Raw genomic sequence first — 14,901 nt, forward strand, 5'->3', positions numbered from 1 at the left:
GTGTTTATTGGCCGCAACGGCTCAAAATATCAAGAAAATAGCGATAAAGCTATTTTTGTTACGTTTTTTTAGGCTATTTTTTAATTTATTTAATAAAATCCAAATTAAAAATCCTATTTATGGTTTAAATAAAAAAATAAACCCCGAATTATATCGAGGTTTGTCATCAATCTGAAGCCTTGATATATTCAAGGCTTTTTTCTTTTTATTAAAAATGTTTTTAATAAAATTGTTTAACAAAAAACAACCAACTAATGAATAAATTTGACATTTTCTATTGAAATCTGTTTTTTTATTCCCATATAGCAATACATCAATAAATCAAACCATTATGTTAATTTATTCAATTAATACTAACTAGCGATGAGCTAATTAGCTGGCGAAATGAAAAAGTTAGTTGATAACAAATTCATTTTCGCCATTAGCATTAATTGAAATGACTAAATATGATAGAGGAACTAGTCAATGAGTAAGCAAGGTACTGAAACTCGTGGATTTCAATCTGAAGTTAAACAAATTCTACATTTAATGATTCACTCTTTATATTCAAATAAAGAGATTTTTTTAAGAGAACTCATTTCAAACGCATCTGATGCAGCCGATAAATTACGTTTTAAAGCGCTTGAAAACCCAGACCTATATGCTGGTGATGGTGAACTGGGTGTGCGCATTTCTACTAATAAAGAAGCTGGCACATTAACCATTGCTGATAATGGCATTGGTATGACCCGCGATGAAGTGATTGAAAATTTAGGGACTATTGCTAAATCAGGTACTAAAGCATTTTTGGAATCAATTGGTAGCGATCAAGCAAAAGATAGCCAACTCATTGGTCAATTTGGTGTTGGATTTTATTCAGCCTTTATTGTTGCTGACAAAGTTACAGTGAGAACGCGCGCAGCCACAGCCAAAGCTGACGAAGCGGTTATGTGGGAATCTGCTGGTGAAGGTGAATATACCATCTCTGATGATAATAAAGAAACTCGTGGTACCGAAATCACTTTACACTTAAAAGAAGACGAAAAAGAGTTTTTAGACGATTGGCGTTTGCGTTCTATTATTAGCAAATATTCTGATCACATTTCACTCCCTGTTGAAGTGCAAACCACTGACGAAGAAAGCAAAGAAGTGAAATGGGAAAAAGTCAATAAAGCTCAAGCACTTTGGACTCGTAGCAAATCTGAGGTGACCGATGACGAATATAAAGAGTTTTATAAACATTTATCGCATGATTTTGCCGATCCAATAAGCTGGAGTCATAATCGCGTTGAAGGTAAGCAAGAGTATACCAGCTTACTTTATATTCCTGCGAAAGCGCCTTGGGATTTGTGGAATCGTGATAATAAACACGGCTTAAAGCTTTACGTACAACGTGTATTTATTATGGATGATGCCGAACAATTTATGCCTAATTATTTACGCTTTGTAAAAGGTTTAATTGATTCAAACGATCTTCCATTAAATGTATCGCGTGAAATTTTGCAAGATAACAAAATCACACAAAACTTGCGTAATGCATGTACTAAGCGTGTGTTACAAATGCTTGAAAAACTGGCTAAAGACGACAAAGAACAATATCAACAATTTTGGAGTGAATTTGGCTTAGTATTAAAAGAAGGTACTGGTGAAGACTTTGCAAACCGTGATGCAATCGCTAAATTACTTCGCTTTGCTTCAACGCATACCGATAGCGATGTGCAAACGGTGTCACTAGAAGATTACATTAGCCGTATGCAAGAAGGTCAAGAGAAGATCTATTACATTACCGCTGATAGCTATGGTGCGGCAAAAAATAGTCCTCATCTTGAGCTATTCCACAAAAAAGGTATTGAAGTATTATTATTATCTGATCGCATTGATGAATGGATGATGAGCAATTTAACGGAATTTGATGGTAAACAATTCCAATCAATCAGTAAATCCGACGAATCTATTGAAAAGCTTGCCGATCAAGATACAGAAGAGCAAAAACAAGTTGAAAAAGAACTTGAGCCATTTATTGAACGAGTCAAAAACACATTAGGCGATAAGGTGAAAGACGTTAAATTAACTCATCGGTTAACTGATACACCTGCAATTGTCACCACAGCCGCTGACGAAATGAGTACACAAATGGCTAAATTGTTTGCTGCTGCAGGTCAAAAAGCGCCAGAAATCAAATATACGTTTGAAATCAATCCAGATCATAAATTGGTTAAACGTATTGTCGATACGCAAGATGAAAGCGCATTTAATGACTGGGTTGAATTATTGCTTGATCAGGCTTTACTTGCGGAAAAAGGTTCGTTAAGTGATCCAAGTAAGTTTATTCAAACCATGAATAAATTATTGGCGCAATAATCAGATAATATTGCCTATATCAACCTCGATAAGTTAGCGCTATCGAGGCTTTTTTATTCGCATTTATTCGCAAGAATCATAATATTTAAATAAATATTATGATTCTTGTCACATTTTTTTGTTTTTCTTCTTTCGATTTTTTTATGACGATTCATAATAAACCAACATAAGGAATTGATCATATCTAATGAAAGTTTATAAAATATTAAATAACAATGTTATTGTTACACTTGATGATAAAGGCAGTGAATTAATTGTCACTGGGCGTGGAATTGGGTTTAAAAAGCGTGAAGGCGATTTAATCGATCCTAGTCAGATAGAAAAGCAGTTTTCACTAGATAATAAAGTCATATTGCCAAAATTTAAAGAATTGCTTTCAGAAATCCCTTTTGAAGTATTGACGACATCTGAAGTTATCATTAATCATGCAAAAAAATGTATAGATGGCAAATTGCAAGATAGCATTTATATTTCGTTAACAGATCATATCCATTTTGCCATTGAGCGCCATAAACAAGGATTTAATATACCCAACGGTTTTTTATGGGAGATCAAAAAATTTTACCCTAAAGAGTTTCAAATTGGTTTATATGCCTTATCAGTTATAAAAAAGCGGCTATCAATTGAGTTACCCGAAGACGAAGCGGGCTTTATTACTTTTCATATCATCAATGCACAATTAAATGGTACCATGCCCAATATTGTTAACATGACAAAAATCATGCGTGAAATTCTTAATATCGTAAAATATCATTTTAAATTTGAATATGATGAAGATTGTTTGTCCTATCAGCGCTTTGTTACCCATTTAAAATTTTTTGCTCATCGTATCTTAAGTCAAAGCAAACAAACACAACAAGATAGCTCCTTGTATGAATTAATTCGGCAAAAGTATGAGCTAGCCTATCTTTGTACTAAACAGATCGATTTACATTTAATACAACAATACCAGCATCCTTTGACTGACGATGAAAGTTTATATTTAACCATACATATTGAACGATTGCGCATGGAACTTAAAAACAATAATGTGACATGAGTCACATTTTAATCATTATATTTCAAATCACTATGTTCATCCTGCCTAAATTATGTTAGCTTAAGTCAATCATTTTTGGATTGTTATTGCATAGTATAAAATGAATTGCTATGTGAGCAAAACCTGAGTACCTTAACTTAAAAAGGGACTTAGGTTTTTTTTTGCATAAAAAAGGAAAAGGTATGAAAAATAAACAACTTGCCGAGTCAATTATTGAACTTGTAGGCGGTAAGGAAAACATTATCAGCCTAGTGCACTGTGCAACTAGGCTTAGATTTGCATTAAAAGATGAATCAAAAGCAGACGCAGAAGCAATAAAAAAACAAGTTGGTGTGATTACTGTTGTACAAAGTGGTGGGCAATTTCAGGTTGTTATCGGCAATAATGTTGCTGATGTATTTAGTGATATTATGGCACTAACAAACCTTAGTGAAAAACCAACAACGGAGACACCAGCAGGCACTAAAAAAGGTGTAATGTCAAAACTGATTGATTTAGTGTCAGGCATTTTTATTCCTGCCTTAGTGGTACTTGTCGCTGGGGGAATTTTCAAAGGAATAATTTCGATGTTACAAATGATGGAAGTTGTTACAACTAACACGCCAACTTACAACTTCTTAAATGCAATTGCCGATGCACCTTTTTATTATTTACCAATAATTCTTGGTTTTTCAGCCGTTAAAAAATTTGGCGGTAATCCTTATGTCGGTATGGCATTAGGTGGGGCGTTAGTTCATCCTAGTGTTGTTGGTATGTTAGGCAATGCTTTTGAATTAAAAACCGAGTTTTTCAGTATTCCTATTGAATTAATTCCTTATCCTTCATCGGTTTTTCCGGTAATCTTAGCGGCGTGGTTCTATTCATTATTAGAACGTAACTTTAACAAGATCATGCATGACTCGTTCAAAAAATTTATTTCACCACTATTTGGTTTGATAATTACCGTGCCATTAACTTTTGCCGCCATTGGTCCAGTGGTGTCATTTTTGAGTAATATTGTTGCTAGCGGTATCCTCTATGTTTATGAACTTAACTCCGTCATTGCTTCCATGATTTTAGCAGGGCTTTGGCAGGTAATGGTTGTTTTTGGCATCCATTGGGGATTAGTACCATTTGCAATGAACAATATCTCACTGTACCAAGAAGATTTTATGGTTCCAATTTTATTCCCTGCGGTATTTGCCCAAGTCGGTGCTGTATTGGCGGTTATGTTACGTAGTAAAGATCAACAAGTTAGAGCGTTAGCTAGTTCTTCTGTATTATCAGGGATTTTCGGGGTAACAGAGCCAGCAATTTATGGGGTTAACTTACCACTAAAACGCCCATTTATCATCGGCTGTGTCTCCGCAATGACCGGTGGTGGTATTGTTGGTTATTTTCATTCAGTTATCTACTCATTCAGCTTTATTAGTATCTTTTCTTTCTTACAATTAATCCCACCAACAGGAATTGGCGCACAATTTTATGCAGTTCTGTTTGGTTCGATTATCTCATTTGTTATTGCCACAATCGTTACTTATCTATTTGGTATTCCAAAAGATAAAAAAGCAGACGATGCACAGCCAGCACAAAGCAATGAAGCAAATAATAAAGTTAATGAAGTTAAACAAGCCATCGTTGCTATTTCAAGCCCAATGACAGGAAAACTAATTGATTTAAAAGAAGTAAATGACCCAACTTTTGCTAGTGAATTAATGGGTAAAGGTGTCGCAATCATTCCAACAGTCGGTCAAGCAGTAGCGCCTGACGATGGTGAAGTCGTTTCACTTTTTAGAACTAAACACGCCATTGGTTTTCAAACAGATTCTGGAGCCGAACTATTAATCCATATTGGTATTGATACCGTAAAATTAGATGGGCAACATTTCCAAGCACACATCGAAGCTGGTAGTAAAGTAAAAAAAGGTGATTTATTAGTGAGCTTTGATATAGAAGCCATTAAACAAGCTGGTTTCGAAGTCACCACACCAATTATTATTACTAACAGTGATAGTTATCAAGATATACAACGTATTTTTAAACAAGAAAATATACAAAGTGGAGAGGCTTTATTAGCGTTATCCCAAAATAAGGAGTAAAAATGTCAACACAATTTCCTAATAATTTTCTTTGGGGAGGTGCCATTGCCGCCAATCAGGTTGAAGGCGCTTATCGTGAAAAAGGTAAAGGCTTATCAACATCAGATTGCACACCCAATGGTTTGTTTGGTGATATTATCAATCGCAATGAAACCAAGATTTCCAGTATAAAAGACAACGCTATCGATTTTTATCATCGTTACCCAGAAGATATTGCCCTATTTGCTGAAATGGGATTTACATGTTTACGCACATCAATTGCTTGGACACGCATATTTCCGAATGGAGACGAAGAACAACCCAATGAAGCTGGGCTAACCTTTTATGATAAATTATTTGATGAAATGGCAAAGCACAATATTACGCCATTAGTCACTTTATCACATTATGAAATGCCCTATTATCTTGTCACTCAATATGGCGGTTGGGGCAATCGTAAAGTGATCGAATTTTTTACTCGTTATGCTAAAACCGTTTTTGCACGTTATAAAGATAAAGTTAAATATTGGTTAACTTTCAATGAAATCAATATGTCATTGCATGAACCGTTTACGGGTGTTGGCTTGGATAGAAACAGCACCAAACAACAAATCTACCAAGCGATTCATCATCAATTAGTTGCCAGTAGCCGAGCGGTTAAACTTTGTCATCAAATGATCTCTGATGCCAAAATTGGCAATATGCTATTAGGCGCAGTAGCTTACCCGCTTACCCCAAAACCAGAAGATGTGTGGGCAACTCATCAAGAAAATCATGGTTGGTTATTTTTTGGTGATGTGCAAGTTCGTGGTCATTATCCAACTTATATGAATCGCTTTTTTAAAGAAAGCAACATCCACCTTGATATTACCGAACAAGATAAAGAAGATCTGCAAGAAACGGTCGATTTTGTTTCATTTAGCTATTACATGAGTTGCTGTGCAACTTCAGATGAATCACAAAAAACTAAAGGTAACATTTTAGACATGGTTCCTAATCCTTACCTTAAAGAATCAGAATGGGGATGGCAAATCGATCCTGTTGGAATTCGTTACTTGCTTAATTTACTTTATGAACGTTATCAAAAACCATTATTTATTGTCGAAAACGGTTTAGGCGCTAAAGATAAATTAGAAACTGATGGCACTATCAATGATGATTATCGAATAAATTATATGAATGATCATTTAGTGCAAATTCGAGAAGCCATTAATGATGGTGTTGAAGTGATGGGATACACCAGTTGGGGACCAATAGATCTTATCAGCGCATCGAAAGCAGAAGTGACTAAACGTTATGGGTTTATCTATGTAGATTTAAACCAAGATGGCTCAGGAACGCTAAATCGCTATAAAAAGAAAAGCTTCTATTGGTATCAATCAGTAATTGCATCGAAAGGTGAAAATTTAAAAAAATAAGGTAATTTGAAGAGGGGGGATTACCCATATCAATTCCCTACTTTTCCCAACAACAATATCGCAATATGTAGCTAGACAAACAATTAACCTAATAGAAAAATAAAAATATATTATTAATCATAATTACTATAAAACGACATCAATAAGAAATTGAATTTTAACATATTGGATTGTTACTGCTTTTAGCAGGCAAAACCTAAATATTAATTAGAGTATTGTTCTCCGATTTAGCATTTAGGTTTTTTTAAATATAAAAATAAGTTAGGAAAATAACAATGAAAATAAAATATCTAATAATGATGTTAATAGGGATACCAAGTTGTTCCACATTTGCAAATGAAGCCATGAATAACTCAATCTTAGATAATGCATTTTTTAAAGATTCTAAATTTGGTTTTTCAACTCGTAATCACTGGAAGTATTTAAAAGAAAATGCCGCCCAACCAAAAGAAGTTCATAGTGCTTGGGGGCAAGCATTTACTTTTGATTATAAATCAGGCTATTTACTTGATATAATTGGTTTTGATGTAACATATAGCAATATAATTAAGTTAGGTGCGAGCGATTATTTTGCGACCCGTAATTTACTGTATAATGATGGTAAAAGCTATAACAAACACCATGCCCACGGCTTTAATAAATTTACCCAACGTTATGCAAAAGTTAAACTGGGCAATGACGCCATTAATTTCAATGGTAAAGCGGGTTGGCATAGTCTGAAAGATTTAGGTGTAATTAGTTCAACTCAGCACCTGACTCGGAATAGTTATCTTGGTTATAGTGGTATTTTTAAATATGATAATATTTACTTTTCATTAGCTTATATAAATAGCACCCTACCACGAGAATCATCTAAAAAATTACATTTTTTAACCAATGACCGTAAAAAAGTCATTAATAATATTTCCACAGCAGAAATTGCTTACAAAGATAAAAATATCACTTTAGATTATTCTTATGGCGTTGCCAAAGATTACCTAAGACGCCATGCAATTGAATTATCCTATAAGCCAATACAAAAACTCATTTTAGGTGGGCAATTCTATGGTAGCTATGCACTCGATAATTATGATGCTATGAAACAAAACAAAAAAGAGTTTGAAGATCATGCTTGGCATTATGCAACTGATGTTGAATGGAAAGAGCAAGATTGGAGTGTCAAAGTTGGATTGGCTTATACCGATGCCAATAAACACAATGCTCTAGGCCATTATAATCGACATTTAGGTAAAAATACGCGGGCGCGTTTTAATGGTCTTGCGGCTGCAGGCGCAGATTATATGCGAGACGGAGAGCTCGTACTAACCACCGTAATGAGTTACGATTTTGTTAAAGATAATAGTACAGGTTTATATATGAATTATGGCCAATTTAACTACAAACATAATACATTAAAAAATGGCGAAGTTAACGTTTTTGATATATGGAAACCAACTAGTGGCGCTTTTAAAAATTTTTCTATTTTATCAAAGGTCGGATATGGTTGGTCTTATAAAACAGTCAGTGCCTCAGACCTTACACCTAAACTTAGACACGGAAAATACCAACGTTCACCTTCACTTTCGGCGGAAACGGTAATTGATTACCGATTTAATTTATTATAAAGAGGACAAAACAATGAAAAAATTTATTATATTAATTAGCACATTAATTATTTCAATAACAACCTTATCACAAGCTTTTGCTGATGATGTATATCTCTATGTCACTCGCCATGGTAAAACTATGTTTAATAACGTACATCGTGCTCAAGGCTGGTCTGATACGCCACTAACCAAACCAGGGGTTGAAGTGGCCGAACAACTAGGACGCGGTTTAAAAGATGTTAAATTTATTTCGGCTTATTCTAGTGATTTAGGTCGAGCACGACAAACTGCCCGCATTGTTTTAGAAACTAAAGGTGACAAAATTCAAATTAATGAAATGGAAGGATTGCGTGAAACCTGTTTTGGTGATTATGAAGGTGATCTTGATCCTAATATGTGGAATCCTGCTGCAAAATATTTAGGTTATGCATCTGATAAAGATCTAATGGATGACATGGCAAAAGGTAAAGTTACCCTAAAAAAAATGATGAATGCTATTGCTGCAGTTGAAAAATCAGGCGAAGCCGAAGACTACAATAAAGTAAAAACGCGTATGCAAGCATCATTAAAAACTATTGCTGAATCAGCCAAAGCGCAAGGTGGGGGTAATGTTTTAGTGGTCTCTCATGGCATGGCAATTATGGCTATGGTTGAAGAATGGTTAGATAAACCAATTACAGCAGGATTAGGCAACGCCAGTGTCACTAAAATTCGTTATACCGACGATGGTAAATTTATTGTTGAAAGCCTTGGAGATATGAGCTACGTCGAAAAAGGTAAAAATCAAGCAAAATAACTTCAAAATATATGGCTCACCAATGAGCCATATTCCACATTTACTATTAGCTAATAATATTAATCGATAAATTTGTAGTATTTATCGCTATAAACAAGCATAATCTAATATCGTATTTATTAAATATTACTAAAAGGCCTATATGTTTTATTTATGCAATTATTCATCTCCAGTAGGGCTAATAACCCTAGCCAGTCAACAAAATAAGTTAGTTGGGGCTTGGATTGAAGGTGAAAAATATTTTGGTCATATACTCAACACACCAACCGAAGAAAAACCTAATTTACCCATTTTTAACTCAACCAAAAAATGGCTTGATGATTATTTTTTAGGAAAGAAACCGGATCTATCTCAACTCGAACTTGCACTAAATGGCACACCTTTTCGACACCTAGTATGGGAATTTTTATGTGAAATTCCATATGGCAAGGTCACAACTTATGGCGATATCGCAAAACAGATCGCTCTTAAAACAAACAAAGCAAGCATGTCTAGCCAAGCCGTAGGTGGGGCTGTTGGTCATAACCCCATATCAATCATTATTCCCTGCCATCGAGTTATCGGTGCAAATGGCAACTTAACAGGATATGCAGGCGGGATCGATAAAAAAATAGCCCTACTTAAATACGAAGGTATAGATACCTCTCAATTTCATCTTCCAACTAAAAGTACCGCCATTTAGAGAATAAAAATTGCACTAACTTAATATTCATTGTTTTTTTAAAACACTTATTTTGATACTGAGATATGACACTACCTGAAGTTTCTTGATATGAAATAAATTTTTCGATGTACTCTTTTTAAAAGATTGAGTTCATTTGATATTAAAAAAATGGCTTAATTAGTTTATACTCAAACTCGTAAACATGACTAATTAAATCGATTAAATAATGATCGCAACTATAGAAATTAATTATTTAACCCACTCAAATTTAAAATAATACCTACGGATAGGGAATAATGAAAATTAAAAATATACCACTTGTTTTACTTTTAATACTCTCTTCTCCTGTATTAGGTTCAACCTATGTTTACAAAGGCCATATTGCCAATAAAGAAATAACGTTATATTCAGACAGCAATTTTATCAATGCTTTTTGGGTTGATAAAGATGATCATAAACAAATACAACACCCATTATCCTCTGATTGTAAGTTTATTAGCTCATGCGATAATGTAAGCAAGCAAACTGATTTAACGCTTTATGATGATACCGATATTTATATCGATAACAATACTAACCAAATAAAGTTTAAAGACTCAATCAGTTATTTTAAATTTAATCATATATGGGCAGAACAGAACAAGGCGCCAAAAATTTTTAACCAGAATTTGATGGGTTATTGGTTTGATGGCAAGAAAAACCAACAATATACGGTAACTTTACAAAAGCAATTTGAAATAAGTAATAAAAAAGAGGATGAATTTAATCATTTAGAATTATTACAATCTGATTCATCTGATAAAGCCTATTTTACTGCGGTATTATCGAAAAAAAAACAAGAAAAAATTAGACTGGTTGGTATTAATATTTATGCCAAAAATAACCATCAATTACTACAAAAAATAAGAAATTTAAATTATAGCTACAATTACTTTAACAGTATTGAGTTAAAAGATATCAATTTTGATGGTCAACTTGATTTAGCCATTAAAAAATATCCTTCACAGTCTAGATTAGGAGACAACGAAGATTACTATATTAATGTTAATGGTAAATTTGTTGCAACAAACTTATGGGGCAGTAATATCTATTTTAACTCAAAAGATAACACAGCTACGGGTCAAAAAGATTGTTACGATTATAATGAAAAACAACAAAAGATTTTGACAACAATACAAAGTATCTACCATTATAAAAAACACCAATATATCCATATGAAAAACAGGTGTCAGTTAAAAAATATTGATACCAACCAAGACAGACAATGCAATGACAATGAATATAATAATTGTTTGCTAAAAAGAAATAATATTCATTTTGATAATCCCCACTACATTGATGGGGATAATATACTCTATAAAAATATGGTATGGTATAAAGGTAAAATAATTGATGGCTATGTATATGATGATGATTAATTTAAATGGCTACAACTTAGTGTAAGATATATATTATAAAGATGAAAACATTACATATTGATCTTATTGATATTATTAATAATGGCGGCTTTTTAAAAAGCTTACCTTGTTTAAAAAGAGAGTCTTTGCTTCATCATTGCCAAATAGAAACAATGAAATCAGCAATTTTATACACGGCTAAAATAGGGATTTTTGATATCGAAATAGGCATATCCAAAAAAGGGGATAATAACTACGAACTACTTAACTTATCAGAGGATAAACAAGCCTTGAGTGATATAGCTATTGATGATAAAAATGGAATAATGAAAACCAATTTTAATGATTTGTTATCCTCTAATATCATTCAATCATTACCAAAGTATACAGTAAACCATATAGATGATATAGGACAAATCGAAATACTGTTCTACAGTGGAAGCACGCTAATTTATCAAAATGCTAATTTACCGCCAGTATTGATATCAAACTCGTTAACGGTGGATATTTTTTAAATTTAAAATTCGTTAACCAACCATTAACATATTATCTAATCTATTGATTTTAAATTCTGTTAATAAACTTTGGGTTATTACGCTGACCAAAGTTCGCAATGACGAATAAGATGAAGCAAGCAAAATGGATCAGCCAAACTCACTGGCATAGTTATTTAAATATTACAGTTCTATTGGATGTAATATCACTTCATCAGGCGTAGTAAAAAATGAGACATAAGCGCCAACTTCACATGTGTCAGATGTTTCTATAAAAACAATATCATTTGCAACTGACAAAACTAAAACCCCTTTATCTTCACAAGATATTACTTTTGCATTAAACACGATGTTGTTATCAATCAAATTGATGTAAGCTTCATGTTTTTTGCCAAGTGTTATATTTCTACCCCATTGAAAAAAATCGTTAATATCTAATTCAACATGATAAGCCACGTTTAATAATGGTTTATTTCCCCCCCAAATAGCAACGCCATAACCTAAGTCAGATTCGAACTCAACTAAACGCTTGTCTATTCTATTTTTTAAAGTAATTTTCATTTTGGCAATACGATTTTAATCTCTCTGTTATCAACATCTATTACACTAGTAAATTGCATAAATTAATATTTCTTCATGATAAAGATGTCATACTATCTAAGCCCTTATAAGACATTTAGGTATTATAAATGATTCGCCATTCTTCGGTTATGCTTCTTGCTTGATTGAGATTATTAACATCAAATTTGATGTAATCAATTAGTTTCGCACTCAAACGGTATAGAATCCTGAATATTTTTTATAAAAATATAAATCCCAAAAGAAATAAATAAAACCTTTAACGTAAAATTGATGAGTAAATGGAAAAAAGATTTAGGTATAGCTAATTTACATAATGGATAAAATGATATTGTTAACCTTGGTAGTAAACGTATCGGGTATACAAAATCAACAAAATATGGCAATTATCAAAAATGACTCTTGTATGATCCTTATATAATTAGCATCTAGATTTCCAATGCGTTAAAAAAAATCCTTACTTGGACTTTTTTTAATATGGATGTAATCTGGTGTTCTGTCATTTTTTCACAACTAAATCCGCTATTATTTCTACCATTGCTATTATTTCTACCATTAAAGATATTCTACTTTTAGCTGTACCATTTTAGGCAAGCATTACGTAAACTTGCGTATTAATATTTATCTGAATAGAGACTTAATTCCCAACATTTACCTAATTTAGGTTTGATATTTTCACTATATTTAGTGGCAATTAATCCTCCTCAATGCATTTATCATTAATAATCGATAACACACTGAATTGATTAAACTGCTTTTTTAATGTGTTATATTTATCTAGCTTATCAACATTTTTTCCATTGATAAAAGAAGCTTCAATCAGTGTATTGAACTGTTTATATTCTTCATTCAACCACTCATTGGATAGTGAAATATAATTATCTTTAATAGTCAATTTATCCGCATAAGTTCCAGAGTAAGAAAAGTACACGCCAAAATAAAAACTATCATGTTCACAGCAAGTTATATCTAATTGACTATGCAAAAATTCACTTATTTCTTCTTTAGAGTTATCACTACCGTATGTTACAAAGTATGATTTTTTCATTTATTACTCATCATATATCTTAGAAAGCCATGTTAAAAAAACACACAAGCTCAACTAACTTTGTTAAGAGGGATATGTGCTATTTCTAAGTGATTAATTCGCCATTTTAGGCAAGATCAAGCTAATAAATTTAACAATTATCCCAAAAACCCTTCTTCTTTAAATTTAGCAAGCACTTCACGCCCTTTTTCAGAAAGCGCTAGTTTTTTAAGATAAATAGCAATCATATTTTTTGGTAAACCCAAAAAAACTTTAGGATATACCAACCAAAAGCCTAATGTTTGATCAGGAAAAGGAATGTTAGGATTATTATATTCATCTTCATCAGGATCATAATCGTCCTCGGCTTCACTTTTAATAATCATTGATAAAAATGCATCAAACGAATTTGCAACAAACTTCAGATTAGTATTTTGTTCTAGATAACCGCCTTTTACAGACATATCAAAATAAAGATCATTCACTTCATGATCCCAATAATAAACTTCGCCATTTGGGCTTAAGCAAAGTAAATCGCCGTAATTAAGCGTTGCTACGGCAAAATAATCCTCAGGTATCCTATTTAAATAGCCATGGTTGGTAGCCAATAAATCTTCTCTATCTTCCTTTGAAAAACCCAAAATGACCTCTAAGGGCAATGACTCGCCCTCACAATCAATACAGTAGTCAATATTGGCTTCATTATCAAAAACAACAACATTATATTTTTTCAAAAAATCAATATAAGTATTGCTTGAAGATATTTTTAATTTTAACGCTGAAATGCGTTTATCTATATTTTTAGGAACACTATATTTTGATTTAAACACTCTAACTCCTGAAATACTGCTTAATATAAAGACTGGCACGCCTACATGTTAAAAGTGTTAATATGATTTGTGCCAATAAAATATAATAGTGCACATTAAAATTAATTTGCACTATTATATTTTGCTATTACTTTACTATGACAGGTATTGTTTGTGTTTTTGGGCTTGGTACTGACGTATCTATTTTTAACTCAGGTAGTTCAGCATTTTGGTCTGTTACTTTTACTTTTGTTTTTGTCGATTTATTATTTACCTTTTTATTTGTAGATTTAGAGGATTTTGTTGATACACCATCTAAACGCACATAAAAGATATTCTTTTGTCCATTATCACAAAAACCAACGAGTTTTCCTTCATGCTGTTGTTGCGATTGATCGGTTGGCACGAGTTTCAATTGAAATTTAGACTGATCAACACCGTTGTTTTTAATTTTTTCAGCAATCTTGCCACTCACTTCATCACAATTTGATGCCAAAGACAACATGGGCAATCCAAGTAAAAATATACCAATTATTTTTTTCATTCCATTCATTCCTTTCTATGTAGTTTGATTAGTATGGGTATTATAACCTATTAGATAAATAGATAAACCGTATATTTTTATTCAATTATTTTCTAGCAAAAGCCTAGTTGACTAGAATAAATCTAAAAAATCTTATATTTTATTAATCTTA

13 protein-coding genes are annotated in these 14,901 nt (G+C 32.6%); 9 read left to right on the forward strand and 4 right to left on the reverse strand.

Annotated features, from left to right (window positions below; genetic code table 11):
• Positions 1-465 precede the first annotated feature (465 nt).
• The 9 genes from htpG (at position 466) to A9G42_RS09035 (ending at position 11,812) form a co-directional block, all read left to right on the forward strand.
• Complete coding sequence (htpG, locus tag A9G42_RS08995; protein ID WP_065583387.1) at positions 466-2,340, forward strand: molecular chaperone HtpG; 1,875 nt, start codon at positions 466-468, stop codon at positions 2,338-2,340.
• 187 nt (positions 2,341-2,527) lie between these two features.
• A complete protein-coding gene (licT, locus tag A9G42_RS09000) occupies positions 2,528-3,379 on the forward strand; it encodes a BglG family transcription antiterminator LicT (RefSeq protein WP_065642970.1) in 852 nt (283 codons plus the stop codon).
• Positions 3,380-3,561: 182 nt separating this feature from the next.
• The gene (locus A9G42_RS09005; protein ID WP_065653236.1) at positions 3,562-5,457 is read left to right on the forward strand and encodes a beta-glucoside-specific PTS transporter subunit IIABC; all 1,896 of its coding nucleotides are present in this window, start codon (positions 3,562-3,564) and stop codon (positions 5,455-5,457) included.
• A gap of 2 nt (positions 5,458-5,459) precedes the next feature.
• Positions 5,460-6,854: a glycoside hydrolase family 1 protein gene (locus tag A9G42_RS09010; protein ID WP_065653237.1), complete on the forward strand. Its 1,395-nt coding sequence runs from the start codon at positions 5,460-5,462 to the stop codon at positions 6,852-6,854.
• Positions 6,855-7,129: 275 nt separating this feature from the next.
• On the forward strand, positions 7,130-8,458 hold the full coding sequence (locus A9G42_RS09015) for an OprD family outer membrane porin (RefSeq protein WP_065653238.1): 1,329 nt from the start codon (positions 7,130-7,132) through the stop codon (positions 8,456-8,458).
• Between the two features lie 13 nt (positions 8,459-8,471).
• A complete protein-coding gene (locus tag A9G42_RS09020) occupies positions 8,472-9,236 on the forward strand; it encodes a histidine phosphatase family protein (RefSeq protein ID WP_065653245.1) in 765 nt (254 codons plus the stop codon).
• Positions 9,237-9,378: 142 nt separating this feature from the next.
• Positions 9,379-9,918 (forward strand): methylated-DNA--[protein]-cysteine S-methyltransferase, encoded by a 540-nt coding sequence (locus A9G42_RS09025; RefSeq protein ID WP_065653239.1) that lies wholly within the window; start codon positions 9,379-9,381, stop codon positions 9,916-9,918.
• A gap of 278 nt (positions 9,919-10,196) precedes the next feature.
• Positions 10,197-11,318, forward strand: a complete 1,122-nt coding sequence (locus tag A9G42_RS09030; RefSeq protein WP_065653240.1) for a hypothetical protein — start codon at positions 10,197-10,199, stop codon at positions 11,316-11,318.
• Between the two features lie 41 nt (positions 11,319-11,359).
• Positions 11,360-11,812: a hypothetical protein gene (locus tag A9G42_RS09035; RefSeq protein ID WP_065653241.1), complete on the forward strand. Its 453-nt coding sequence runs from the start codon at positions 11,360-11,362 to the stop codon at positions 11,810-11,812.
• Between the two features lie 162 nt (positions 11,813-11,974).
• Here the strand turns inward: A9G42_RS09035 and A9G42_RS09040 are convergent, their stop codons facing one another.
• The 4 genes from A9G42_RS09040 to A9G42_RS09055 form a co-directional block, all read right to left on the reverse strand.
• The gene (locus A9G42_RS09040) at positions 11,975-12,352 is read right to left on the reverse strand and encodes a hypothetical protein (RefSeq protein ID WP_065653242.1); all 378 of its coding nucleotides are present in this window, start codon (positions 12,350-12,352) and stop codon (positions 11,975-11,977) included.
• A 712-nt stretch (positions 12,353-13,064) separates the two neighbouring features.
• Positions 13,065-13,418, reverse strand: a complete 354-nt coding sequence (locus A9G42_RS09045; RefSeq protein WP_065653243.1) for a hypothetical protein — start codon at positions 13,416-13,418, stop codon at positions 13,065-13,067.
• A gap of 137 nt (positions 13,419-13,555) precedes the next feature.
• Positions 13,556-14,227 carry an SMI1/KNR4 family protein gene (locus A9G42_RS09050; protein WP_065653244.1) on the reverse strand — a complete coding sequence of 224 codons (672 nt, stop codon included), beginning with the start codon at positions 14,225-14,227 and terminating at the stop codon, positions 13,556-13,558.
• A 127-nt stretch (positions 14,228-14,354) separates the two neighbouring features.
• Positions 14,355-14,750, reverse strand: coding sequence for a DUF1161 domain-containing protein (locus A9G42_RS09055; RefSeq protein WP_065580680.1), 396 nt, complete (start codon positions 14,748-14,750; stop codon positions 14,355-14,357).
• Positions 14,751-14,901: the final 151 nt, after the last annotated feature.

The organism is Gilliamella sp. Nev6-6, assembly GCF_001690605.1.
GTDB lineage: Bacteria > Pseudomonadota > Gammaproteobacteria > Enterobacterales > Orbaceae > Gilliamella > Gilliamella apicola_C.